The sequence below is a fragment of the Pseudomonas sp. FW507-12TSA genome, assembly GCF_058781435.1.
The window spans coordinates 61,548-84,739 of the sequence record NZ_JBYSWT010000009.1; the positions used below are offsets into that span (position 1 = coordinate 61,548).

The 23,192-nt window shown below is 63.9% G+C and carries 26 protein-coding genes; 10 read left to right on the forward strand and 16 right to left on the reverse strand.

Features of this window, described 5'->3' with window-relative positions:
- Positions 1-39: 39 nt before the first annotated feature.
- Positions 40-351, reverse strand: a complete 312-nt coding sequence (locus AC3WK8_RS10910; protein WP_103324864.1) for an Mpo1-like protein — start codon at positions 349-351, stop codon at positions 40-42.
- 159 nt (positions 352-510) lie between these two features.
- Between AC3WK8_RS10910 and AC3WK8_RS10915 the strand changes: the two genes are divergently transcribed.
- Positions 511-1,572, forward strand: a complete 1,062-nt coding sequence (locus AC3WK8_RS10915; RefSeq protein WP_085595943.1) for an AraC family transcriptional regulator — start codon at positions 511-513, stop codon at positions 1,570-1,572.
- On the opposite strand, the gene AC3WK8_RS10920 is transcribed toward AC3WK8_RS10915, so the two are convergent.
- On the reverse strand, positions 1,529-2,983 hold the full coding sequence (locus tag AC3WK8_RS10920; RefSeq protein WP_053135149.1) for a TrkH family potassium uptake protein: 1,455 nt from the start codon (positions 2,981-2,983) through the stop codon (positions 1,529-1,531). The two genes, AC3WK8_RS10915 and AC3WK8_RS10920, sit on opposite strands and share 44 nt — an antisense overlap.
- Before the next feature lie 123 nt (positions 2,984-3,106).
- Here AC3WK8_RS10920 and AC3WK8_RS10925 point away from each other — a divergent pair, with 123 nt between their 5' ends.
- A complete protein-coding gene (locus AC3WK8_RS10925; protein WP_085595941.1) occupies positions 3,107-3,673 on the forward strand; it encodes a nitroreductase family protein in 567 nt (188 codons plus the stop codon).
- 80 nt (positions 3,674-3,753) lie between these two features.
- On the opposite strand, the gene AC3WK8_RS10930 is transcribed toward AC3WK8_RS10925, so the two are convergent.
- The 6 genes from AC3WK8_RS10930 to AC3WK8_RS10955 all read right to left on the reverse strand — a co-directional run bounded on the left by AC3WK8_RS10930 (position 3,754) and on the right by AC3WK8_RS10955 (position 7,889).
- Complete coding sequence (locus tag AC3WK8_RS10930) at positions 3,754-5,094, reverse strand: sensor histidine kinase (protein ID WP_103324863.1); 1,341 nt, start codon at positions 5,092-5,094, stop codon at positions 3,754-3,756.
- A gap of 64 nt (positions 5,095-5,158) precedes the next feature.
- Entirely contained in the window at positions 5,159-5,596 is a 438-nt protein-coding gene (locus AC3WK8_RS10935; RefSeq protein WP_053135142.1) for a Spy/CpxP family protein refolding chaperone, read from the reverse strand.
- Positions 5,597-5,786: 190 nt separating this feature from the next.
- Positions 5,787-6,464: a response regulator transcription factor gene (locus AC3WK8_RS10940; RefSeq protein WP_022642990.1), complete on the reverse strand. Its 678-nt coding sequence runs from the start codon at positions 6,462-6,464 to the stop codon at positions 5,787-5,789.
- Positions 6,465-6,471: 7 nt separating this feature from the next.
- Entirely contained in the window at positions 6,472-6,882 is a 411-nt protein-coding gene (locus AC3WK8_RS10945) for an SH3 domain-containing protein (protein WP_022642991.1), read from the reverse strand.
- A 109-nt stretch (positions 6,883-6,991) separates the two neighbouring features.
- Positions 6,992-7,291, reverse strand: coding sequence for a YciI family protein (locus tag AC3WK8_RS10950; protein WP_022642992.1), 300 nt, complete (start codon positions 7,289-7,291; stop codon positions 6,992-6,994).
- A gap of 1 nt (position 7,292) precedes the next feature.
- Positions 7,293-7,889 carry a septation protein A gene (locus AC3WK8_RS10955; RefSeq protein WP_022642993.1) on the reverse strand — a complete coding sequence of 199 codons (597 nt, stop codon included), beginning with the start codon at positions 7,887-7,889 and terminating at the stop codon, positions 7,293-7,295.
- 87 nt (positions 7,890-7,976) lie between these two features.
- On the opposite strand from AC3WK8_RS10955, the gene AC3WK8_RS10960 reads away from it, so the two are divergent.
- From AC3WK8_RS10960 to rluB, 5 genes are all read left to right on the forward strand, one after another.
- Complete coding sequence (locus AC3WK8_RS10960) at positions 7,977-8,837, forward strand: PHP domain-containing protein (RefSeq protein ID WP_103324862.1); 861 nt, start codon at positions 7,977-7,979, stop codon at positions 8,835-8,837.
- A gap of 13 nt (positions 8,838-8,850) precedes the next feature.
- Positions 8,851-9,480, forward strand: coding sequence for an L-threonylcarbamoyladenylate synthase (locus AC3WK8_RS10965; protein ID WP_031321142.1), 630 nt, complete (start codon positions 8,851-8,853; stop codon positions 9,478-9,480).
- Entirely contained in the window at positions 9,481-10,299 is an 819-nt protein-coding gene (locus tag AC3WK8_RS10970) for a segregation and condensation protein A (protein WP_022642996.1), read from the forward strand.
- A gap of 12 nt (positions 10,300-10,311) precedes the next feature.
- Entirely contained in the window at positions 10,312-11,307 is a 996-nt protein-coding gene (gene scpB / locus AC3WK8_RS10975) for an SMC-Scp complex subunit ScpB (RefSeq protein ID WP_103324861.1), read from the forward strand.
- Positions 11,308-11,484: 177 nt separating this feature from the next.
- Positions 11,485-12,666 carry a 23S rRNA pseudouridine(2605) synthase RluB gene (gene rluB, locus AC3WK8_RS10980; protein WP_022642998.1) on the forward strand — a complete coding sequence of 394 codons (1,182 nt, stop codon included), beginning with the start codon at positions 11,485-11,487 and terminating at the stop codon, positions 12,664-12,666.
- A gap of 76 nt (positions 12,667-12,742) precedes the next feature.
- On the opposite strand, the gene AC3WK8_RS10985 is transcribed toward rluB, so the two are convergent.
- Complete coding sequence (locus tag AC3WK8_RS10985; protein ID WP_103324860.1) at positions 12,743-13,708, reverse strand: M29 family metallopeptidase; 966 nt, start codon at positions 13,706-13,708, stop codon at positions 12,743-12,745.
- Positions 13,709-13,771: 63 nt separating this feature from the next.
- Positions 13,772-13,909: a hypothetical protein gene (locus AC3WK8_RS10990; RefSeq protein ID WP_022643000.1), complete on the reverse strand. Its 138-nt coding sequence runs from the start codon at positions 13,907-13,909 to the stop codon at positions 13,772-13,774.
- 1,023 nt (positions 13,910-14,932) lie between these two features.
- On the opposite strand from AC3WK8_RS10990, the gene AC3WK8_RS10995 reads away from it, so the two are divergent.
- The gene (locus AC3WK8_RS10995; protein ID WP_085595931.1) at positions 14,933-16,354 is read left to right on the forward strand and encodes an amino acid permease; all 1,422 of its coding nucleotides are present in this window, start codon (positions 14,933-14,935) and stop codon (positions 16,352-16,354) included.
- 114 nt (positions 16,355-16,468) lie between these two features.
- A complete protein-coding gene (arfB, locus tag AC3WK8_RS11000; RefSeq protein WP_103324859.1) occupies positions 16,469-16,882 on the forward strand; it encodes an alternative ribosome rescue aminoacyl-tRNA hydrolase ArfB in 414 nt (137 codons plus the stop codon).
- Here the strand turns inward: arfB and AC3WK8_RS11005 are convergent.
- The 6 genes from AC3WK8_RS11005 to phhA form a co-directional block, all read right to left on the reverse strand.
- Entirely contained in the window at positions 16,879-18,078 is a 1,200-nt protein-coding gene (locus tag AC3WK8_RS11005; protein WP_085595927.1) for an MFS transporter, read from the reverse strand. The two genes, arfB and AC3WK8_RS11005, sit on opposite strands and share 4 nt — an antisense overlap.
- Before the next feature lie 107 nt (positions 18,079-18,185).
- Positions 18,186-18,368, reverse strand: coding sequence for a hypothetical protein (locus tag AC3WK8_RS11010; RefSeq protein ID WP_022643004.1), 183 nt, complete (start codon positions 18,366-18,368; stop codon positions 18,186-18,188).
- Between the two features lie 77 nt (positions 18,369-18,445).
- Positions 18,446-18,577, reverse strand: a complete 132-nt coding sequence (locus tag AC3WK8_RS11015) for a hypothetical protein (RefSeq protein WP_022643005.1) — start codon at positions 18,575-18,577, stop codon at positions 18,446-18,448.
- Positions 18,578-18,767: 190 nt separating this feature from the next.
- Positions 18,768-19,958, reverse strand: coding sequence for an amino acid aminotransferase (locus AC3WK8_RS11020; RefSeq protein WP_085595925.1), 1,191 nt, complete (start codon positions 19,956-19,958; stop codon positions 18,768-18,770).
- Positions 19,958-20,314, reverse strand: a complete 357-nt coding sequence (locus tag AC3WK8_RS11025; RefSeq protein WP_007930096.1) for a 4a-hydroxytetrahydrobiopterin dehydratase — start codon at positions 20,312-20,314, stop codon at positions 19,958-19,960. The genes AC3WK8_RS11020 and AC3WK8_RS11025 overlap by 1 nt, the downstream gene beginning before the upstream one ends.
- Positions 20,315-20,524: 210 nt before the next feature.
- The gene (gene phhA, locus AC3WK8_RS11030) at positions 20,525-21,316 is read right to left on the reverse strand and encodes a phenylalanine 4-monooxygenase (protein ID WP_022643007.1); all 792 of its coding nucleotides are present in this window, start codon (positions 21,314-21,316) and stop codon (positions 20,525-20,527) included.
- A 306-nt stretch (positions 21,317-21,622) separates the two neighbouring features.
- Between phhA and AC3WK8_RS11035 the strand changes: the two genes are divergently transcribed.
- Positions 21,623-23,185: a sigma-54-dependent transcriptional regulator gene (locus AC3WK8_RS11035; RefSeq protein ID WP_103324858.1), complete on the forward strand. Its 1,563-nt coding sequence runs from the start codon at positions 21,623-21,625 to the stop codon at positions 23,183-23,185.
- Positions 23,186-23,192: the final 7 nt, after the last annotated feature.

Here is a 23,192-nt window from a genome sequence, read left to right on the forward strand (position 1 = left end):
ACCTTTGCTGCAACATTTCCCCTCGGGCAGCGGCCCGGTCTAGAAGGGCACCTTGCCCAGCAGCATGTCGCGGTACATGACGAAATCGCCCAGCAGGCTGTACAGCGGATGCTGGAAGGTCGCGGGGTGGTTCTTCTCGAAGAAGAAATGCCCGACCCAGGCGAAGCCGTAACCCGCCACCGGCAAGGCCAGCAGCAACAGCCAGGCACCTTTGCCGATGGCCAGGGCCAGGAGGAAGATCACCAGGGTGGTGCCGATGAAGTGCAGGCGGCGGCAGGTGCTGTCGCTGTGCTCGCTCAGGTAATAGGGGTAGAACTCGGCGAAGCTGTGGAACTGGCGGACGTTTTCCATGGCTGCGGTCTCGGTGCTTGTTGTTATGTGAGCGGGTGTTCTGCAAGGGGCCTACCTGAGTCTAGAGCCCCGGGCCGCAGCGGCCAGTGACAATAGGCGCCACTTTAGTATCCTTGCGAAATTGGCCGTTACCTGCGGCTCATCATGTAAGAAGCCCCCATGAGCGAACGAACCACGTCGGCGAGCTGGACCCTGGGAATCGTCAAGGCCCTGGAAATGGATGGCCTGGATTGTCGTGTCCTGTTCGAGCAACTGGGGCTCGACTATGCCGCCCTGGAAGATCCGGACGCGCGTTTCACCCAGGACTCCATGACCCGGTTGTGGCTGCGGGCGGTGGAGCTGTCCGGCAACCCGGCGATCGGTTTGAACATGGGCAAGGTGGTGCGCCCGGCATCCTTCAATGTGGCCGGTTATGCCCTGATGTCGAGCCGGACCCTGGCCGAGGGTTTCCAGCGCCTGGTGCGCTACCAGCGGATCATTGCCGAAAGCGCCGACCTGAGCTTTCGCCTGTTGCCTGAAGGTTATGCGTTGATCCTCACGGTGCATGGCGACCACCTGCCGCCGACCCGGCAGAGCGCCGAGGCGTCCCTGGCCTGCGCCCTGGCCCTGTGCGGCTGGCTCACCGGCCGTGACCTGCGGCCACGCAAGGTGATGCTGCAGGGACCGCAACCCGAGGACACCCAGCCCTACAAGGACATGTTCCATGCGCCGCTGATGTTCGCCGCGCCCTTCGATGCGCTGATCTTCGAGCGGGCCGACATGGAGAGCACGTTGCCCACTGCCAACGAGGCCATGGCCCAGCTGCACGACCGGTTTGCCGGCGAGTACCTGGCGCGTTTCTCCGAAAGCCGGGTGACCCACAAGGCGCGCCAGGTGCTATGCCGCCTGTTGCCCCAGGGCGAGCCCAAGCGCGAGCGGGTGGCGCAGATCCTGCACCTGTCCCAGCGCACCTTGCAGCGTCGCCTGCAGGAAGAGGGCACCAGCTTCCAGGCGCTGCTCGACGACACGCGCCGGGAACTGGCCGAGCAGTACCTGGCGCAGCCGAACATGACGTTGCTGGAGATCGCCTATCTGTTGGGGTTCGCCGATCCGAGCAACTTCTTCCGGGCCTTCCGCCGCTGGTTCGATGCCACGCCCGGCGAGTACCGGGCGCGGCTGGCGGAGTTGCCGGCCTCGGTCAATGACGCCAGAACGCCGGAATACACAACACGAACACCGTGATGATCTCCAGGCGCCCCAGGAGCATGCCCAGGGACAGGATCCACTTGGCGGCATCCGGCAGGGTAGAGAAGTTGCCCGCCGGGCCGATGGTTTCCCCGAGGCCCGGGCCTACGCCGGAAACGGTGCTGGCGGCGCCGGTCAGGGCGGTCATCCAGTCCAGGCCCAGCAGCGACAAAGCCAGGGCGATCACGCAGATGGTGATGGCGAAGAAGAACGAAAAAGTCAGGATCGAGCGGACGATTTCCTCGTCCAGGCGATGACCGTTGTACTTCTGCTTGATCACCGCCCGAGGGTGGATCAGCTGGTTGAGGTTGGCCTTGAGCAGGATGTAGGCCACCTGGAAGCGGAAGATCTTGATCCCGCCGGCGGTAGAACCCGAGCAGCCACCGACGAAACCCAGGTAGAAGAACAGCATCAGCGAGAAATTGCCCCACAGGCTGTAGTCGCCCAGGGCGAATCCGGTGGTAGTGACTACCGAGGTCACGTTCAGCGCCACGTGGCGCAGGGCATCGAGCCAATGCAGGTTGGTGGTCCACCAGTACCAGGTGCCCAGTACCAGCCAGGTCACCAGCAGCATGGCCAGCAGCCCCTGGACTTGCTGGTCCTTGAGCAGCGCCCGGCGGTTGCCACGCAGGGTGGCCACGTACAGGGTGAACGGCAGGCTGCCGAGGATCATCACCAGCACGGCCACCCAGTGCACCGCTGGTTGCTTCCAGTGGGCCAGGGATTCGTCCGAGGTGGAGAAGCCGCCGGTGGAAATTGCCGACATGGCATGGTTGATGGCATCGAACACGTTCATCCCGGCCCACCAGAACGCCAGGCTGCCGATGATGGTGATGCCCACGTAGGTGGCGACGATCAGCCGGGCCACCATGTGCGAGCGCGGCATGACCTTCTCCGAGCGGTCCGAGGATTCGGTCTGGAACAGGCGCATGCCACCGATGCGCAGCAGCGGTAGGATCGCCACCGCCATGCCGATGAAGCCGATGCCTCCCAGCCAGTGCAGCAACGAACGCCAGATCAGGATCCCCGGGGACATGTCGTCCAGCCCGCTGAGCACCGTGGAGCCGGTGGCCGTGATGCCGGACATGCTCTCGAAGAACGAGTCGGTGTAGCTGATGTGCTGGGTCAGCAGGAACGGCAAGGCGGCGAAGATGCACACCACCACCCAGCTGGAGACGGTCAGCAGGTACATGTCCCTGGGGCGCAGGTGCACATGCTCGGGCCGCCCCGGGAGCACCAGGGCCAGGCCGGCGATGAAGGTGATCAGGCTGGCCCAGAGGAACGACGGCAAGTCGCCGGTGCGCTCGAAGATCACCAGCGTCGCCATGGGCACGACCATGGCGATGGCCAGGGTGATCAGGAAGATGCCGATGATGAAACCAATGATCCTGAGGGTCGGCAACGCCATGTGTTCAGCTCGGGCTGGAAGAGAAAGGCGCTCATTCTACCTGCGAGGCAGGGCATGTAAACCAGGCATCCGGTTAGCGGATACCGCTAGAATAGCCGGACATTTTTTCCAAGGAGGTGGCCGATGGAGGCTCTCGACGCTTTGCTCAACCGTGTTTCCGTGCCACGCCTGGTGGAGCCTGCTCCCAACGCGCAGCAGCGTGAGGCGCTGTTCGCCGCGGCCCTGCGTGCTCCCGATCACGGTCAGCTGCGGCCCTGGCGGTTCCTGACGGTGGAGGGCGAGGCGCGCGACAGCCTGGGCGAGCTGCTGGTCGAGGCGGTGCAACTGCAGGGCGGCGAAGTGACCCAGGCGGCGGTGGACAAGGCCCGCGCCATGCCGCTGCGCGCGCCCCTGGTGGTCGTGGTGGTCGCCCGCTTGCAAGAGCACTTCAAAGTGCCCCGCAGCGAGCAACTGCTGGCTGCGGGCTGTGCGGCCCATGGCATCCTGCTGGCGGCCTACGCCCAGGGCATCGGCGCCGTGTGGCGTACCGGCGAGCTGTCCTACTCGCCCCATGTGGCCAAGGGCCTGGGCTTGGCTGAAGGGGAAGAAGTCATCGCCTTCCTGTATCTGGGGACACCACTGAACGAGCCGCGGATCGCGCCCAAAGTCGATACCAGCGAGTTCGTCAGCGCCTGGACCGCCAAGGCCTGACCGGCTCCAGCGATCTCGCGTTACCAGCGGGCAAGTACGTCGTCATCGGCTCTGGTGGCAACGACTTGCCCGTTGTGCATTCAGGCCTGGACCACGGCGCCGGGCACCAGCGGCAGTTCCAGGGTGGCGATGAAACCGCCCTGGGCATGGTTGTCCAGGACCAGGCTGCCGCCGTGGCGCTCTGCCGCGCGGCGCGCGATGGCCAGGCCCAGGCCGTGCCCGGCGGCGCTTTGCCCGGGGGCACGGAAGAACGGCTCGCCCAGCTGGGCCAGGTACTCCTCGGGCGCCCCGGGGCCATGGTCGCGCACGCTGATCAGGATTCGTTCGCCCTGGCGCCGGGCCTGGACCTCGATCGGTTGCCCGGCGGGGTTGAAGCGCTGGGCATTGCGCAGCAGGTTGTCCAGGGCCCGTTCGAGCAGGGTGGGCCAACCACGTATTTGCAGCTGGGGCTGGGCCTCGATCTGTACCAGTTGCTCGGAGCAAGCCAGCTGTGCGTCTTTCTGCAAGGCCAGGAGCAGGGCATTGAGGTCCACCTGCTCGGCACTGGCGTTGTCGGCATCGACCCGGGCCAGGACCAGGATCTCGCTGATCAAGGCTTCCAGGCGATCGCATTCACGGGTCAGTCGCGGCCAGAGCTGTTCGCGCTCCTGGGGCGCGGCCCGTTCCGCCAGCGCCAGGGCGATGCGCAGGCGTGCCAGGGGCGAGCGCAGTTCATGGGATACGTCGTGCAGCAGTTGGCGCTGGCTGCCGATCAGCCCCTGCAGGCGCGAACCCATGCGGTTGAAGTCTCGGGCCAGCACGCCAAATTCGTCACGGCGGTTGGCCAGGCGGGCCAGGCTGTTCTGCTGGTAGGTAGTCTGGCCCAGGTCGTGCACCGCGCCTCGCAGGCGGCTCAGGGGGCGGGTAATCGATAGCGTCACCAGCAGGCTGAACAGGGTCAGCACCACCAGGGCGATGGCCAGGGCGCTGAGGGGCCAGGTGAGGCTGTCGCGATGCCAGGCGTTCAGTTCAGGGTGCGGAATGCGGTAGATGAACAGGTAGGTGTCGTCGGTTCGCGGGCTGGTGTATTCGGCTGTCAGGCGGCGCCAGGGCAGGCGTCGGTCATCGTTGTTCTGTCGTGCCTCGAAGGCGGCCGCGCGGCGTGGGAAGGTGCCGCGTACCACCGGGTCGCCGCTTTCGTTGAGCACCTGGACGTCGATGTGATATTGGCGCTTGCGCTGCTGGAGGACTTCCTGGGCAGCGTCTTCGCCTTGTTCCTCGTAGGTCTGCGTCCATTGCTCGGCAAGGTTGTTCAGGCCCGGGTGGCGGCTGAGGATCCAGGCGTCCTGGTTGAGCATGTGGCCCAGCAGGATCGACAGCCCGGCAACCAGGGCAATGGCCAGCCAAAAGCTGGCCAGGACACGCCAGAACAATGAACGCACAAAGACTCCTTGAATGCACGAAGCCCAGTGGCGGGGCCACTGGGCTGGTGGGGACGCTAGCGCATTATTGCGCTTTTTGCGGCTGTTGCGCTTTCCAGGCCTTGAACTGGGCCCATTCGGCGCGGCGTTCTTCCTGTTTCTTGAGGTTGGCGTCGAACTGCTTCTGTTGTTCAGGCTTTAGCAGGGCGCGGATATCGGCCTGGGTCTTCTGGTGCTTGGCGGCCAGCTCGTCCTTCATGGCCTTCTGGTCGGCCGGGGAGAGTTTCTCCAGGTATTTCTCCACGAGCGCCTTGCGTTCGTGCATTTGCTCGCCCATCAGCTTGCCGATCTGCTGGCGCTGTTCGCGGCTCAGGTCCAGCTGGCTCCAGGGGCCTTTGCCACGCATGTGCTCGCTATGCCGTGGGCCATCCATCGGGCCCATGGGGCCGTTGCCTTCGGGCATGGCCATGGCCACGGTCGGCAGGGCGGCGGCGAACATCAGGGCGATCAGGGTCTTGCGCATGGTGTGTCTCCTTGTCTCATTCCCGGTCGGTTCCGGATGAGTTCAGGTTACGCACATCAAGGTCAGCGGCGGTCAGCTGAGGGTAAAGCTTGGGTAAAGACGCGAGGCCGGCCTCCTGACAAAACCGCCTAGGTGACGTTGTCGCTTGTTCCGGGACGGCGACCCCGTAGCCAGGCGTACGGGCCAGTGGCTAGAGGCTGTAGTAGTAGCCGCGGCTGCGTAGGGCGACGATCCGGGGGCGGCCGTCAGGATGGGGGCCGATCTTCTTGCGCAGGTTGCTCACGTGCATGTCCAGGCTGCGGTCGTACAGGGTCAGCTTGCGACCCAAGGCGATCTGCGCCAGTTCCTGCTTGTCCAGGGGCTCGCCCGGTTGCTTGAGCAATGCTTCGAGCAGGCGGCTTTCGGAAACCGTCAGGCTGATGTCCTGGCCGTCTAGGGTGACCACTCCGCGTACCGGGCTGAAGCACAGGTCGCCCAGTTCCAGCTGGCTGGAGGCTGCTACCGGGTGGCTACGGCGCAGCACGGCACGCAGGCGGGCGGTGAGTTCGCGAGGATCGCAGGGCTTGGCCAGGTAGTCGTCGGCGCCCAGCTCCAGGCCGAGGATACGGTCCAGGGGTTCGCCACGGGCCGAGAGCATCAGCACCGGCAGTTCGGGGTGGTCGTTGCGCAGTTGCTTGAGCAGTTCCAGGCCGCTGCCATCGGGCAGCATCACATCCAGCACCACGGCCGCCGGTGTGTGGTCGGCCAGAGCCCGGCGGGCGCTGAGGCCGTCATGGCAGGCGCGAACCTGGAAGCCTTCCTGGCTCAGCCAGCTGCTCAGGAGCTCGCACAGCTCCTGGTCATCATCAATCAGTAACAGGTCGCTCATGAATCACTCAATTTAGCCATTGTCGACGTCTGCGGTGCCCGCCACTGGCAAAGATACCGCAGAGCAGGGCGATGAGGGCCACGCCGCCGCCGGTGATGAACCATTGCTGCTGTTCGGTCAAGAGGCGCGGCGTCGGGTTGGCCTGGGCCTCCTTGAGTTGCAGCTTGAGGCGCTGGTTCTCCTGGCGCAAGCGGGCCAGTTGTGGGCTTTCCCGTTCGGCATCGGCACTTTGCAGCTGTTTGCTCAATTCCTCGCGCTGGCGCTCGCTTTCCTTCAAGCGTTGCTGCAGCTCGGTGATCTGGCTACCAGCGCTCAGGGACAGCGGCGTGGAGTACCCGCCTTCCTGGGTTTCCTCGGCGAGGGCCGGGGCCCCGATCGACAACATGACCAACAACAGGCACAACGGACCTTGGCGCATCGAAACTCCTGATTCCAATCGGATGTTGGGCAGGTTGTCGGCCGTCAAACGAGAATAATGAGCGATTGAGAACGCGATGAACCGGGAAGGTTCACCGCGTGGGAGGGGGTTACGGCATGGATTGCTTGAAGGGCTTGACCAGAACGTTGCCATAGACGCCAGCGGTCACGAACGGATCGGCCTCGGCCCAGGCCTGGGCGGCGGCCAGGGAATCGAACTGGGCGACGATCAGGCTGCCGGTGAAGCCCGCTGCGCCCGGATCTTCGCTGTCCACCGCTGGATGCGGGCCGGCCAGCACCACCCGACCCTCGGCCTGGAGCTGCTTCAGGCGCTCCAGGTGCGCCGGGCGCGCGGCCTGGCGTTTTTCCAGGGAGTTGGCGACGTCAGTGGCAATAATTGCGTAAAGCATGTCAGTCCTCGGTTTTCGGAGTGGTGGAGTCGGTGTCATGCAGATGGCGCGACAGGTAGATACCCTGGCCCACCAGGAACAGTACGGTCATGCCCAGGCTGCCGAATACCTTGAAGTCGACCCAGATGCTCTGGAAGGTGAAGGCGACGAACAGGTTGGCCGCGCCACAGAACAGGAAGAACGCGATCCAGGCGATGTTCAAGCGGGTCCAGACTGCGTCCGGCAGGCTCAGGGCATGGCCCATGATGCGCTTGATCAGCAGTTTGTCGCCGATGAAGTGGCTGCCGATGAAGGCCAGGGCGAACAGCCAGTTGACCACCGGGGCTTTCCACTTGAGGAAGGTTTCGCTGTGGAAGGCCAGGGTCAGGCTGCCGAATACCAGGCAGGCGATCAGGGTCAGCCACTGGCTTTTCTCCAGCTTGCGCTGGGAGATGAACAGCGCTCCGTAGACCACCAGGGAACTGATGATCAGCACCGCCGTGGCGCTGTAGATGCCGCCCAGGGTGACTTCGTGACCGGCGAGGTCGACGACGCGAGGGTCGATTTTGTAGACGATGAAGAACAGGAACAGCGGGATGAAGTCGATGAATTGTTTCACAGTGGCAGCCAGAAGCAGGATGTGTCGGCATAATAACAAACATCCCAGGTAGCGAAAGCGCCAGCTGATTCGAGGTTTTACCGTCCCGTGAACATTGATTTGCACTGCCATAGCACGGCCTCCGACGGCGCCCTGGCGCCCGCGGCGGTGGTGGCCCGGGCGTACGAGAAAGGTGTGCGAATCCTGTCCCTGACCGACCACGATACCGTCGAGGGCCTGGCCGAGGCGCGCGCCGCCGCCCGGGAGCTGGGCATGCAGTTGGTCAACGGTGTCGAACTGTCCTGCACTTGGGGCGGTGCAACCATTCACGTATTGGGGTATGGCTTCGACGTCGAGGCCCCGGCGCTGGTGGAGGCCATTGGCAAGCTGCATGAAGGGCGTTGGCTGCGTGCCGAGGAAATCAGCCGCAAGCTCGCCCTCAAGGGCATGTCGGGGGGCCTGGAGGGCGCCCGGGCGATCCAGCAGGAGCTGGGCGACAGCGGTAATGCCCCGGCTCGCCCGCATTTCGCCGACTATCTAGTGCGTGCGGGTTTCGTCAAGGATCGTGCCGAGGCGTTTCGCAAATGGCTTGGTGCCGGCAAGCTGGGGGACGTCAAGCAGCACTGGCCGACCCTGGAGGAAACCGTCGCCACCCTGCGCGAGGCCGGCGCCTGGGTCAGCCTGGCCCATCCCTGGCACTACGATTTCACCCGCAGCAAGCGTCGCCGGCTGATTGCCGACTATATTCAAGCCGGTGGCCACGCCATCGAGGTGGTCAATGGTCACCAACCAGCGGAGCAAGTGGGCAGCCTGTCCATCCTTGCCCGTGAATTCGGACTGCTGGTCAGCGCCGGCAGTGACTTCCATGGCCCGGGGGGCTGGTCCGAGATCGGTGAGTACCGCCCGGTCCCCGAGGACCTGCCGCCACTTTGGTGTCGGTTCAAGCATGAGCCAATTATTGCCGCCTGAGCAGGTAGAGACAGTGAGTCAATTTTTCCAGATCCACCCGGAAAACCCCCAGCCACGCCTGATCAAGCAGGCCGTGGAGATCATTCGTGGCGGCGGTGTGGTGATCTATCCCACGGATTCGTCCTACGCCGTTGCCTGCCAGATGGGCGACAAGGGCGCGATCGAGCGGGTACGACGCCTGCGCCAACTGGACGACAAGCACAACTTTGCATTGATCTGCAGCGATCTCTCGCAACTGGGGCTGTTCGCCAAGATCGATACCGGCACCTTCCGCCTGCTCAAGGCCCATGTGCCCGGGCCCTATACCTTCATCCTCAATGCCACCCGTGAAGTGCCGCGCCTGCTGTTGCATCCCAAGCGCCGCACCATCGGCCTGCGGGTGCCGAGCAATCCCATCGCCCTGGCGTTGCTGGCCGAACTGGGCGAGCCGCTGATGAGCGTCAGCCTGATTATGCCCGGCGATACCGAGGCCTTGAGCGACCCGCACGAGATGCGCCAGTTGCTGGAGCACCAGGTGGACCTGATCATCGACGGTGGTTTCGGCAGCACCGAATCCTCCACGGTGATCAGCCTCGCCGACGGCGAGCCGCAAGTGATCCGCGTCGGTTGCGGCGATCCAGCGCCCTTCATGGCCGAGGCCTAGATGTCCGCAGTGGAAACCGTCGACGAGCAGGCCGGCGCCCAGCAGGAGCTGCCATTCGCCATGGTCTACGGCCAGGCGGTCATGGAAATGCCCCTGGACCTGTACATCCCGCCCGATGCCCTGGAGGTCTTCCTCGAAGCCTTCGAGGGCCCGCTGGACTTGCTGCTGTACCTGATTCGCAAGCAGAACATCGACATTCTCGATATCCCGGTGGCGGAAATCACCCGCCAGTACATGGGCTACGTGGAGCTGATGCAGTCGGTGCGCCTGGAGCTGGCGGCCGAGTACCTGGTGATGGCGGCCATGTTGGCCGAGATCAAGTCGCGCATGCTCTTGCCGCGTTCGGCCGAGATCGAGGAAGAAGAACAGGACCCCCGCGCCGAGCTGATCCGCCGCCTGCAGGAATACGAGCGCTTCAAGGCCGCCGCCGAAGGCATCGACGAGTTGAGCCGGGTCGGTCGCGAGGTGCTGGTGCCCAAGCTCGATGCGCCCCAGGCCCAGGTGCGCAAGCTGTTGCCGGACGTGGCGCTGGAAGAGGTGCTGATGTCCATGGCCGAGGTCTTGCGCCGGGGCGACATGTTCGAGAGCCACCAGGTCAGCCGCGAGGCCCTGTCCACCCGGGAGCGCATGAGCGATGTGCTGGAACGCCTCAAGGGCGGCGGTTTCGTGCCCTTCGTCGAGCTGTTCAGCGCCGAGGAAGGGCGCCTGGGGGTGGTGGTGACCTTCATGGCGATCCTCGAACTGGTGAAGGAGTCCCTGGTCGAGCTGGTGCAGAACGAGCCCTTTGCGGCCATCCACGTACGGGCGCGAGCCGAATAACGAGCTTAAATCATGAATCTGAACGAACCCCGCGAGCTGGCCTCCCTGCTCGAAGCCTTCCTGTTGGCCTCGGGAAAGCCCCAGTCCCTGGAGCGGCTCTACGAGCTGTTCGAGGAGGCCGAGCGGCCTGACCCGGCGGTCTTCAAGAAGGCCCTGGCGCTATTGGGCAAGTCCTGTGAAGGGCGGGCCTTCGAGCTCAAGGAGGTGGCCTCCGGCTATCGCCTGCAGATCCGCGAGAAGTTCGCTCCCTGGGTCGGTCGTCTCTGGGAAGAGCGGCCCCAGCGCTATTCCCGGGCGTTGCTGGAAACCATGGCGCTGATCGCCTACCGCCAGCCCATCACCCGCGGCGAGATCGAGGATGTGCGCGGTGTGGCGGTCAACAGCAACATCGTCAAGACCCTGATCGAGCGCGAGTGGATTCGAGTGGTGGGGTATCGCGACGTGCCTGGCAAGCCGGCGATGTTCGCCACCACCAAGGCCTTTCTCGATCACTTCAACCTCAAGAGCCTCGACGAGCTGCCGCCGCTGGCCGAGCTGCGCGAGATGGAAGCCGAGCCGGTGCTGGAGTTCGACGATGCGCCGGTGCCCGAGCATCTGCAGCAACTGGCCGACGCCAGCGCCGAGCCCGAGCCGCCCCAGGAGGAAACCAGCTTCCATACCTTGTTGCTGGAGCTGGACTCCATGGAAGAAGGGCTCAAGACCGATTTCGACGATCTGCACCGTGACGATCCCGAGCAGGACGAGCTTCACGAGGCGCAGGAGCCGAGTGCAACCGTTGCTGGCGAACCGCCTGAACCTGCCAGCGGTGAGCCGCTGGAGCCTCTGGCGGACTTCCCGGCGGACGAGTCGCCCGAGGCGCCAGGGGGCGATGTGCTGGGTGTCGCCGAGGCCCGGGCCAAGCTGCTGGCCGCCGTGGCGGCCCTGGAACCCCAGCTGAGCGAAGAAGAAGCCGAAGCCCGGGCCCTGGCCGAGGCGATCGAGCAAGAGCGGCGCCTGCTGGAGGATTGACGCGCGGCCGCCGGCCAGCGGAAAAGCGCCACGATGGCCGATGATCGACTAGTCTGTGATGCGCAACGGCCGCCATCAGCGTATGATTCGCCACCTTTTGGCGAGCCCATCGCCATAGAACCTGTTTCCATGCCTTCAGGCTGCTCGGCCTGAAGCGACACACCGGGAGGTGCCCAGATGAGCGACAAAGACCAGAACGACCAGGAAATCCGTCCAGCCGGCGAGAAGCTGCAGAAAGTCCTCGCCCGCATCGGCGTCGGCTCGCGCCGCGACGTCGAGGCCTGGATCAGCCAGGGCCGGATCAAGGTCAACGGCGTGGAGGCCACCCTGGGCCTGCGCGTCGACCTGCACGATGCCATTTCCATCGATGGCAAGGTGGTCAAGCGCGAAGAGGCCGCCGAGTCGGTGCGCCGCGTGATCATGTACAACAAGCCCGACGGCGAGATCTGCACCCGCGACGACCCGGAAGGCCGCCCGACCGTATTCGACAAGTTGCCGCGCCCGCGCGAAGGCCGCTGGATCAATATCGGCCGCCTGGACATCAACACCACCGGCCTGCTGATGTTCACCACCGACGGCGAACTGGCCAACCGCCTGATGCACCCCTCTTTCGAGATGGACCGTGAATATGCGGTACGGGTGCGTGGCGAGGTGGATGACGAGATGATCGAGCGCCTCAAGGCGGGCGTCATGCTCGAAGACGGTCCGGCCAAGTTCACCGATATCCAGCAAGCTCCCGGCGGCGAAGGCTTCAACCACTGGTACCACTGCGTGGTGATGGAAGGTCGCAACCGTGAAGTGCGCCGCCTGTGGGAATCCCAGGGCCTGGTGGTCAGCCGCCTGAAGCGCGTGCGTTTCGGCCCGGTGTTCCTCAACTCCGACCTGCCCATGGGCCGCTGGCGCGAAATGAGCCAGTACGAAGTCGATGTGCTCAGCGCCGAAGTCGGCCTGACGCCGGTAGCCATGCCGCAGCTCAATGCCAAGTCCAAGGACCGGCTGGAGCGCATGCAGCGCAAATCCTCGCGGCCGATGGCCAAGGGCGAGCGTGTGCGTACCCTGCGTCCGGCCAATGGTGCCCCGGTCGCCCCGCGTGCCCCGCGCGAGCCGCAACTGGAAGCCGAACGCCCTGGCCGCAAGCCGGCTGGCCGCCAGGATGGCGAGCGCGCTCCACGGGCCCCGCGCCCGGCAGCCGGCCGTGGAACTCCGGTGGCCGAACGCCCGGCGGATACCAAGCGTCCTGCGCCGAAGTCCAAGCGCCCAAGCCCGGGCCTGGACCAGGATGCACCCTCGGGCAAGCGCCGTGGTGCTCCGGCCGGTGGCGGCCAGCGTCCGGGTTTCGGTCGACGCAAGCCGGAATAAGCCCATCCCGGAATGAAACAACGCCAACCTTAGGGTTGGCGTTTTTTTGCCTGCAATCCTGGCCGGTTTTGCCGAGCTAGAAGGCGAACTGACCGTTGAATACCGGCTTGCGGTCCGCTGCCAGTACCCCGGAGCTGAAGATCAGGTCCAGGTGGTGGCTACCCTTGGCGCCACCGCCCAGGCCCAGGTGCAGCCCGCAATGGCGTTCTTCGAAGCCGGAGTTGCGCCCATACAGCGACTTGATGCCTTCGTTGGTGCCGATACCCAGTTCCTCGATGCGCCGGTTCGACGGGTTGGCATCCAGGTACTTGTTGAAGTCGTTGACCAGGCCGGGCACCTGGCTCGCCACCTCGCGGATGCTCGAGTTCTCGATCCACAGCTCCAGCGGCACCTGCAGGATCCCGTATTTACGGGCGAAGGGGATGGTGCTGAGGAAGGTGCCGAGGAACTTCACATGGCCATTGATCTCGTCGCTGTGGGTGGCGATCTCGCCCGGCGCCAGGTCGTAGTTGCCCACGCCATTGATATCCGTCCACTTCTTCACCGTCTGAAGTGGCGCCTCGAAGTACGACCCCAGGGGGTCGCTGAAGCTCAGGATGCTGGCCTGGGACAGGCGGCGGATCAGGGTGGCGTTGAGGTCGGCGATTCGCTGGGGTTCGACGCTGAAGGTGTCGTAGAAGTACTCGCCGTAGTCCTTGAACAGCAAGGATTTCTTCCAGTGCTCGGCCATCAGTCCATGGAGCGGACGGAGGAACTCCGGACCGTCGGGACGCGGCTGGGGCAGGGTCGAGGAGTCGTAGAAAAAAATGTACAGGTCACATTCGGTGATGGCCCGGACGAGGTTCTCGGCCGGCTCCAGGTCCAGGCGCAGGGCACTGATGGTCAGCGGCGTGGCCTGGCGGGCTTGTTCGATGATGGCCAGGGTCATGGCCTGGTACTCGGCGGTATGGCCGATCAGTACCTTGGCGGTTGCCAGGCCGTTGAGGGCCGGGTGCCGTTCCAGGTAGTACAGGAAATGACGGATGGCGCGAGTCTGGTCCATAAAACCTCCCTGTAGGACAAAGATGACCGGAGCAGGCAGGGCCTGCTCCGGTCCGCGGACGCCTTACATCGGCCACATGGCGGTGCCGAACGGCACCACGGCATCGGCTTGCATCATTTCCACGGCCGCATCGTGGGTTGCAGCTTCGAACCAGTCGTCCAGTTGCAGTTCGGTTTCCAGCTCTTGTTCCAGTGCTTGCATGGTGCTTCTCCTGAATGACATTGCGCTTGGCAGTCCATGGTGGAACGGATCGACAGCAGTGAACGGGATGGTTGCCGAAGCCGCCCATTCGTTCCTCGTGCTTGCCGGGTGACTGAGCCGGCAAGTGGCTGGAAACCTAGACCAGGGTGTTTTGAAGTGCAAAAAAATAATTAGATTATTTTCTGATGAACTTTATTTTCTATTTCGCCTGGAAAAATTCACCCCGGAAAACAGAATCCTAGGCAACTTCTCTCGGCTCGGGCGCACTAGCGTCAATTTGCAGTCGGTCCAGGCCTGGTAGCGGAATGGCAAATCTACGTTACGGCTTGTAAAGGATTGTTTACGAAATGCGGCGCTTTGCCCCGTGGATAGGAGATCGCTCTGAGCCTGTAAGGAAAATCTTCCGCAGGGCCGCCCGTCATGGTCCGCCAAGGGCTCTGGCCCGCTTGTTCCAGGCCCCTCGGGCAGGTGAGATGTACACCTGCCTGCGTACAGGTGCATAACAAGAAGGAGGCGCAATGAACGCCGTAACCGACTTCCATCGATCCCCTTCGAAGAGCGTCGACCGTCGCTTTTCCATCGACGACCCCACTCGGTCCGTCTCATTTTTCGCCGCCGATGCCGAGCATCGAGCAGGCCACGCAAGATCCCGGTTACCGGCACGCTGATATAGCGATGTCTGGCGGCAGGGGGTCAGGGGTGTACAATGCCCGGCGTTTTAACTGTGGCCCCACTGCGTACCCGCGCATTTTGCGTCTGGACAGCGGTTTCCAGCCTGCCTGCATAGCCTTGGAAACACCTGCACAGAACCAATAACTCAAGGTTATCCACCTTGTTCATTCCGTCGCGTCACGAGCGTGATGGGTTCGATTTCGTCACAGATAAAAACAAACAGGTGACGCATGACCGTTAAAGAAACGCTGAACTTCTGGTGCCTGCGCTGGGGTTTGATCCGCGCCGCTTAAGCCTTCACCGGGCGGCAACGTCTGCAAATATCATCAAACCTTGCGTGAGAAAGTTTTCATGAGTGGACAAAACTCGCAGTCAGGCGAGCTGAAACGCGGCCTGAAAAATCGCCATATCCAATTGATCGCCCTGGGTGGCGCAATCGGTACCGGCTTGTTCCTGGGGTCGGCCGGGGTGCTCAAGTCCGCCGGGCCGGCGATGATCCTCGGCTACGCCATTTGCGGCTTCATCGCCTTCATGATCATGCGCCAACTGGGCGAGATGATCGTCGAGGAGCCGGTAGCCGGTTCCTTCAGCCACTTCGCCCACAAGTACTGGGGCGGCTTCGCCGGTTTCCTCTCCGGCTGGAACTGCTGGATCCTCTATATCCTGGTGGGCATGTCGGAGCTGACCGCGGTCGGCAAGTACATCCACTACTGGTGGCCGGATGTCCCGACCTGGGCCTCGGCAGCCGCGTTCTTCGTCCTGATCAACGCCATCAACCTGGCCAACGTCAAGGTCTTCGGCGAGGCCGAGTTCTGGTTCGCCATCATCAAGGTAGCGGCGATCGTCGGCATGATCGCCCTGGGCAGCTACCTGTTGGTCAGCGGCCATGGCGGCCCGCAGGCGTCGGTGAGCAACCTGTGGTCCCATGGCGGCTTCTTCCCCAATGGTGTCAGCGGCCTGGTGATGGCCATGGCGATCATCATGTTTTCCTTCGGTGGCCTGGAGATGCTCGGTTTCACCGCGGCCGAGGCCGACAAGCCGAAGACCGTGATCCCCAAGGCGATCAACCAGGTGATCTACCGCATCCTGATCTTCTACATCGGTGCCCTGGTGGTGCTGCTGTCGCTGACTCCCTGGGATTCCCTGCTGACTACCCTCAATGCTTCCGGCGATGCCTATAGCGGCAGCCCGTTCGTCCAGGTGTTCTCGATGCTGGGCAGCAACACCGCGGCGCACATCCTCAACTTCGTGGTCCTGACCGCGGCGCTGTCGGTGTACAACAGCGGCACCTATTGCAACAGCCGCATGCTGCTGGGCATGGCCGAGCAGGGCGATGCCCCGCGGGGCCTGGCCAAGATCGACAAGCGCGGCGTGCCGGTGCGTTCGATCCTCGCCTCGGCGGTGGTGACCTTCGTCGCGGTGGTGCTCAACTACCTGATCCCGCAGCATGCCCTGGAGCTGCTGATGTCACTGGTGGTGGCGACCCTGGTGATCAACTGGGCGATGATCAGCTACTCGCACTTCAAATTCCGCCAGCACATGGACCGCACAGGCCAGACCTCGCTGTTCAAGGCCCTGTGGTATCCCTATGGCAACTACATCTGCCTGGCGTTCGTGGTATTCATCCTGGGCATCATGCTGATGATCCCCGGCATCCAGGTTTCGGTGTACGCGATTCCGGTGTGGCTGGTCTTCATGTGGGTCTGCTATAGCATCAAGAACAAGCGTGCTGCCCAGCAGCCGCTGCAGGCCGCCGGTTCCGCGCTGAAATAAGTGCCCTCGCTGCCTCGACAGACCCGGCCTCGGCCGGGTTTGTCATTTCTGGCTCCGGCGCAATGGCGGGGGAATGGGCGTATCCTGTGGGCCGCTAAAAAGGATTCCTGTTCCATGGTGGTGATTTCCAACAACGTGCATCTGCCCGATGCCGAGATCGAGCTGACTGCCATTCGCGCCCAGGGCGCCGGTGGGCAGAACGTCAACAAGGTGTCCAGCGCCGTGCACCTGCGCTTCGACATTCCCGCCTCATCCCTGCCGCCCTTCTACAAGGAGCGCCTGTTGGCGCTGAGTGACAGCCGGATCACCAGCGACGGGGTGGTGATTCTCAAGGCCCAGCAATACCGCACCCAGGAGCAGAACCGCGCCGATGCGCTGTTGCGCCTGGTGGAGTTGATCCAGGGCGCCATCAAGGTGCAGAAGAAGCGCCGCCCGACCAAGCCGACCCTGGGTTCGCAGAAGCGTCGCCTGGAAGGCAAGGCCAAGCGGGGCAACATCAAGGCTGGGCGCGGCAAGGTGGATTTCTAGGTCGCGCTACGGTCCTGGCGCTGTCGTGGTGCCTGGCGATACAGGTACAGGCTCAGCAACAGCCCGCTGCAAGAGGCCAGGGCGGCGAACAGGAAGATCGAGGCAAAGCCTGTGCTGGCAGCGATCGCCCCGGCCAGCGGCCCGGTGATGCCCAGCGACAGGTCGACGAACAGTGAATAGGCACCGACCGCTGCGCCTCGGCTGGAGGCGGGCACCAGGTTCACCGCCTCGACGCCCAGGGCCGGGAATACCAGGGAGAACCCGAAGCCGCTCAGCGCCGCGCCGGCCAGGGCCCAGTGGGCGTCGCTGGCCAGCCACAGCAGCAACAGTCCCAGGGTCTCCACCGACAGGCAGGCGATCGCCACGCGAAAGCCGCCGAGACGGTTGATCAGGTTGCCGAACAGCAGCCGCGCACCGATGAAGCTGGCGCCGAACAGGCTCAGGGCCAGCACTGCGTTGGACCAGTCCCGGGTGGCGTAGTAGAGGGTGATGAAGGTGGCGATGGTGCCAAAGCCGATGGAGCCCAGGGCCAGCCCGCAGCCGTGGGGGAACACCTTGCCCAGCACGTGGATGAACGGCAGGCGTTCGCCGGCGACGATGGGCGCGGCGACCTTGGGCCAGGCCAGCAGCAGGCCCAGCACGGCCAGCAGAATAATGCTCACGCCCATGCTCCACAGCCCCAGGCGGTCGACCAGCATCACGCCCAGGGGCGCGCCGATGGCCAGTGCGCCGTAGCTGGCGATGCCATTCCAGGAAATCACCTTGGCGGTATTCTGCGCGCCGACCCGGCCGATGCCCCAGCCGATGGAGCCCGAACCCACCAGGCTTTCCGCGCTGCCCAGTACCAGGCGCCCCAGCAGCAGGCTCGCCAGGCTCAGGACCGGCCATGCTTGCAGCCAGGCCGAAGCCAGCATGAACACGCCGCTCAGGCCGCAGCCCACGAGGCCGTACATCACCGCGCGCTTGCTGCCCTGGTTGTCGATGATGCGCCCCGCGTAGGGGCGGCTGAGGAGGGTGGCCAGGTATTGCACGCTGATCACCAGGCCGGCGATCACCGCGCCGAAGCCCAGGTCGCTATGGACGTAGCCGGGAAGCACCGCCAGGGGGATGCCGATATTCAGGTAGCCGATGAAGGTGAACAGGACGATGGAAACGACTTGCAGCGTGACCGCCAAGGGGCGCTGGGTATCTGGCATGGGAAGGGGTCCGCTACTGCAGCTAGATAGATAGGCTGCTCATGATACCGGTGCAAGGGCGGGTGCAGGGGAAGAAATCGATGTGCCCCATGGGCTCGGGTACAAGCTCAGGTGTCCTGGCTGCCCAGCAGGCGGGTGGTGACCAGGGCGGCGAGGGCGTTTTCCCGGGTACCGAAACGAGCCAGCAGGGCGGCTTGTTTTTCCGGGGTGAGGCGGTTCCATACCTCGATCATCTGCTGCGTGGTGCCAATCAGTGCGTTGGCCTGGGTTTCGTCGAAGGTATCGGTCATCGAGGGCTCGGGAGAGGGTTCAGGCGGTGTGGAAAGCGCTTGAGTAGCGCTTTCCACACTGTCTGGCTACAGCTTCTTCAGTCTTCGCTGTCGGCCTTGCGGCTGTCGGCGGCTTCTTTCGCAGCAGGCTGTTCGGCACTGGTTTGCGGCGGGGTTGTCTGCTCAGTTTCGTGCAGGCTCGGGAAGGGGAGATTCGGGATCTCGTGCATATCGTTGCTCCTCGCAAAGTCTGTTTTTTAAATCGCTGGGTAGCTCCGCGCTTTTAAAAAGCCTGGGCAGGATACAGCACTGGAAATGACAAAAAGATTTTTATCGCATTTTTCAGGATGAAAGGATGTTCATCGAGAGCCGATCGCCGGCGAGGAGGCGCCAGGGCCATCCTCGCCGGCAAGCCCTTGGCTAGACGACTCGGGCGATGGCTTCGGCCAGCTGATCCAGGCGACTGGCGTCGATCCCGGCCACGTTGGCGCGGCCCGAACTGACCATGTACACGCTGTGGTGTTCACGCAGTTCCTGGACCTGTGCGGGGCTCAGGCCGGTATAGGAGAACATCCCGCGTTGCACGCCGATATGGGCGAAGCGCTCGGCCAGGCCATAGGGTTGCAGGGCTTGCACCAGGCCGGCACGCAGTTGCGCGATGCGCAGGCGCATGGCTTCCACTTCATCGCTCCAGAGGCTCTTGAGCTGCGCATCGCCGAGAATGGTCGCTACCACGGCGGCCCCGTGATCCGGCGGCGTGGACCACAGGTTGCGGGCGATGTGCGCCAGTTGGCTGCGCACATCCAGCAGCTTCTCGGCATCCTGGGTGCAGACGATCAGGGCGCCGGTGCGGTCGCGATACAGGCCGAAGTTCTTCGAGCAGGAGCTGGTGATCAGCACTTCCGGCAGCTCGGCGGCGAACAGCCGGACGGCCCAGGCGTCCTGCTCCAGGCCATCGCCGAAGCCCTGGTAGGCGAAGTCGATCAGCGGCAGCAGCTTGCGGCTGCGCACAACCTCCAGCACCCGTTGCCAGTCGGCCTGGCTCAGGTCGAAGCCGGTGGGGTTGTGGCAGCAGGCGTGCAACAGCACCACGTCGCCTTCCGGCACCTGGTTCAGGGTCGCCAGCATGGCCTCCACGTCCAGGCGGTTGTCACTGCCCACGTAGGGGTAGTGGCTGACCTTGACCCCGGCCGCGGCGAAGATGGTCTCGTGGATCGGCCAGGTCGGATCGCTCAGCCACACGCCACGGCCCGGCAGGCAGTGGGCGATGAAGTCGGCGCTCAGGCGCAGGGCGCCGGTACCGCCTGGGGTCTGGGTAGCCCCGGCGCGTTGCTGGACGATGAGCGGCGAAGCGCTGCCCAGCACCAGTTCATTGATCACCTTGCCGAAGGCCGCGTCGCCGTGGCCGCCGATGTAGATCTTGGTGTCCTGGCTCTCCACCAGGCGCTGTTCGGCCAGTTTCACCGAACGCGGGATCGGCGTCAGGCCCTGGGAATCCTTGTAGACCCCCACGCCCAGGTCGAACTTGCGCGGGTTGGGGTCGCTGGCGTAGGCCCCCATCAGGCCGAGAATCGGGTCGCCAGGCACACGACCGATTGCGTCGAAATGCATTACTTGCGTCCTTCTGCGGTCTTGGCCACTTCGTCGGTGCGGGCGGCCATGATGAAGTCGTTGCGGTGCAGGCCCTTGATGGAGTGGCTCCACCAGGTCACGGTCACCTTGCCCCATTCGGTCAGCAGCCCCGGGTGGTGGCCTTCGGCCTCGGAGATCTCGCCCATGGCGTTGGTGAAGGCCAGGGCGAACTTGAAGTTCTTGAACAGGAAGACTTTTTCCAGCTGCATCACGCCGTCGCGAACTTCGATGTTCCAGTCAGGGATCTGCTTGATCAGCACCGGCAGTTCTTCGTCGCTGACCTGAGGGGCATCGGCGCGGCAGGCTTCGCAGTGGGCTTGGTTCAGAGCGGTCATGGTGTGTTCCCGAAATCGATTCTTGTTGGGGCGGGCTGGGGAAAACTGCTGCGCTGGGCAATCTCTTCCGGGTGTCGGCGAAAAGTGTCGGTCCGAACTGGCCGGACCGCCATTTGCCACCTGTCCCAGGCGGGATTGCCTGCGCTCGTGAGATTTCGCGCAGCCCGTGGACGTTACTATCTTTCGCAGCGGCTCGCGAGGGCGGGCCGCTCAGGCCGCCTTGGGTTTTGGCGGAAACTTGGGTGCGTGCAGGCCCAGCTGCATGCCCTGGTGGACCAGGGCCATGATGTCTTCATGGGCCAGGTCGAACAGGCGCTTGAGCTCCGGCAGGACGAAGTAGATCGGCTGCAGGATGTCGATGCGATACGGCGTGCGCATGGCCTCCAGCGGGTCGAAGGCCTGGTGCTCCGGTTCCCCGGACAGGCTGTAGACGGTCTCCTTGGGCGAAGACAGGATGCCGCCGCCATAGATGCGCCGGCCGGCTGGGGTCTCCACCAGGCCGAACTCGATGGTCATCCAGTACAGGCGGGCCAGGTATACCCGTTCTTCCTTGGTGGCTTGCAGGCCGAGCTTGCCATAGGTGTGGGTGAATTCGGCGAACCAGGGGTTGGTCAGCAGCGGGCAGTGGCCGAAGATCTCGTGGAAGATGTCCGGTTCCTGCAGGTAGTCCAGTTCTTCGCGGGTACGGATGAACGTCGCGACTGGGAAGCGCTTGCTGGCCAGCAGTTCGAAAAAGGTCTGGAAAGGAATCAGCGCCGGGACCCGGGCCACTTGCCAGCCGGTGGTTTCGCCCAGGACCTTGTTGATTTCGCCGAGCTGCGGAATGCGATCGTGGGGCAGCCCCAGCTTCTCGATGCCGTCCAGGTATTCCTGGCACGCACGGCCCTCGATCACTTTCAACTGGCGAGTGATCAGGGTGTTCCACACCGCGTGTTCTTCGGGTGGATAGTCGATAAAACCTTGCGCGTCGGGCTCGCGGGCCACGTACTGCGTCTGCTTCATGCTGCTCTCCTGCCAGGGGATGCGTTCTTGTTATGAATGACCCCAGTGATACGCCAGGGTGCGACGCTTTGCAGCAGGTGGCGGTGGTTGAAGGAGCGCCTTTGAATGGCTTTGTCGTAAAGTTATCTTTACGAATATGGCCAAGGCCCTGCACTGTTGGGGATGAACCATTTGAAAATAGGGGAAGCTGTCACATAATCTTGACGATTATCTGCGGCATCCAGCAGAAATTTTGCTGGCCATGGCGCCAAAAGCGTCGCTCGTCGGCGTTTATGCCCTCCATATTTCCTTTCGGGCCTTTATTCCATGCGCATCAAAGTTCACTGCCAGAACCGCATCGGCATCCTGCGGGACATCCTCAATCTGCTGGTGGAGTACGGCATCAACGTTGCTCGGGGCGAAGTGGGCGGCGAGCATGGTAACGCCATCTACCTGCACTGCCCGAACCTGATCAACCTGCAGTTCCAGGCCCTGCGGCCCAAGTTCGAATCCATCGCCGGGGTGTTCGGGGTCAAGCGTGTCGGGCTGATGCCCAGCGAGCGCCGGCACATGGAGCTCAATGCGCTGCTGGGGGCCCTGGATTTTCCCGTGCTGTCCATCGACATGGGCGGTTCCATCGTCGCTGCCAACCGCGCCGCCGCCCAGTTGCTGGGGGTGCGGGTGGACGAGGTGCCGGGCATCCCGTTGTCGCGCTATGCCGAGGATTTCGACCTGCCGGAGCTGGTGCGGGCCAACAAGTCGCGGATCAACGGTTTGCGGGTCAAGGTCAAGGGCGACGTATTCCTGGCGGATATCGCACCCTTGCAGTCCGAGCATGACGACAGCGAGGCCATGGCCGGCGCGGTGCTGGCTCTGCACCGCGCGGACCGGGTCGGCGAGCGTATCTACAACGTGCGCAAGCAGGAGCTGCGCGGCTTCGACAGTATCTTCCAGAGCTCCAAGGTAATGGCCGCGGTGGTGCGTGAGGCGCGGCGCATGGCGCCCCTGGACGCGCCCCTGCTGATCGAAGGGGAAACCGGTACCGGCAAGGAGCTGCTGGCCCGCGCCTGCCACCTGGCCAGCCCGCGCGGCCAGTCGCCGTTGATGGCGCTGAACTGCGCCGGGCTGCCTGAATCCATGGCCGAAACCGAACTGTTCGGTTACGGCCCCGGGGCGTTCGAAGGCGCGCGGGCGGAAGGCAAGCTGGGCCTGCTGGAGTTGACGGCGGGCGGTACCCTGTTCCTCGATGGCGTGGGGGAAATGAGTCCGCGGTTGCAGGTCAAGTTGCTGCGCTTTTTGCAGGACGGCTGTTTCCGCCGGGTCGGCAGCGACGAAGAGGTGTACCTGGATGTGCGGGTGATCTGCGCCACCCAGCTGGATCTTTCCGAGCTTTGTGCCCGTGGTGAGTTCCGCCAGGATCTCTACCACCGGCTCAATGTGCTGTCCTTGCACATTCCGCCGCTGCGCGAGTGCCTGGATGGCCTCGGGCCCCTGGTGGAGCACTTTCTCGACCAGGCCAGCCGGCAGATCGGCTGTCCCTTGCCGCAACTGGCGCCGGCGGCCATGGAGCGGCTCAGCCACTACCATTGGCCGGGCAACGTCCGGCAGTTGGAAAACGTACTGTTCCAGGCGGTGTCGTTGTGCGACGGCGGCATGGTCAAGGCCGAGCACATCCGCTTGCCGGACTATGGCGCGCGCCAGCCTCTTGGCGAGTTCTCCCTGGACGGCGGGCTGGAGCAGATCGTCGGGCGCTTCGAGAAAGCCGTGCTCGAAAGTCTCTACGCCGAATTTCCCAGCAGCCGGCAGTTGGGCAAGCGCCTGGGGGTGTCCCATACCACCATCGCCAACAAGCTGCGCCAGTACGAGGTCGGCAAGGAGTCCCAGGAATGAAAAAGCC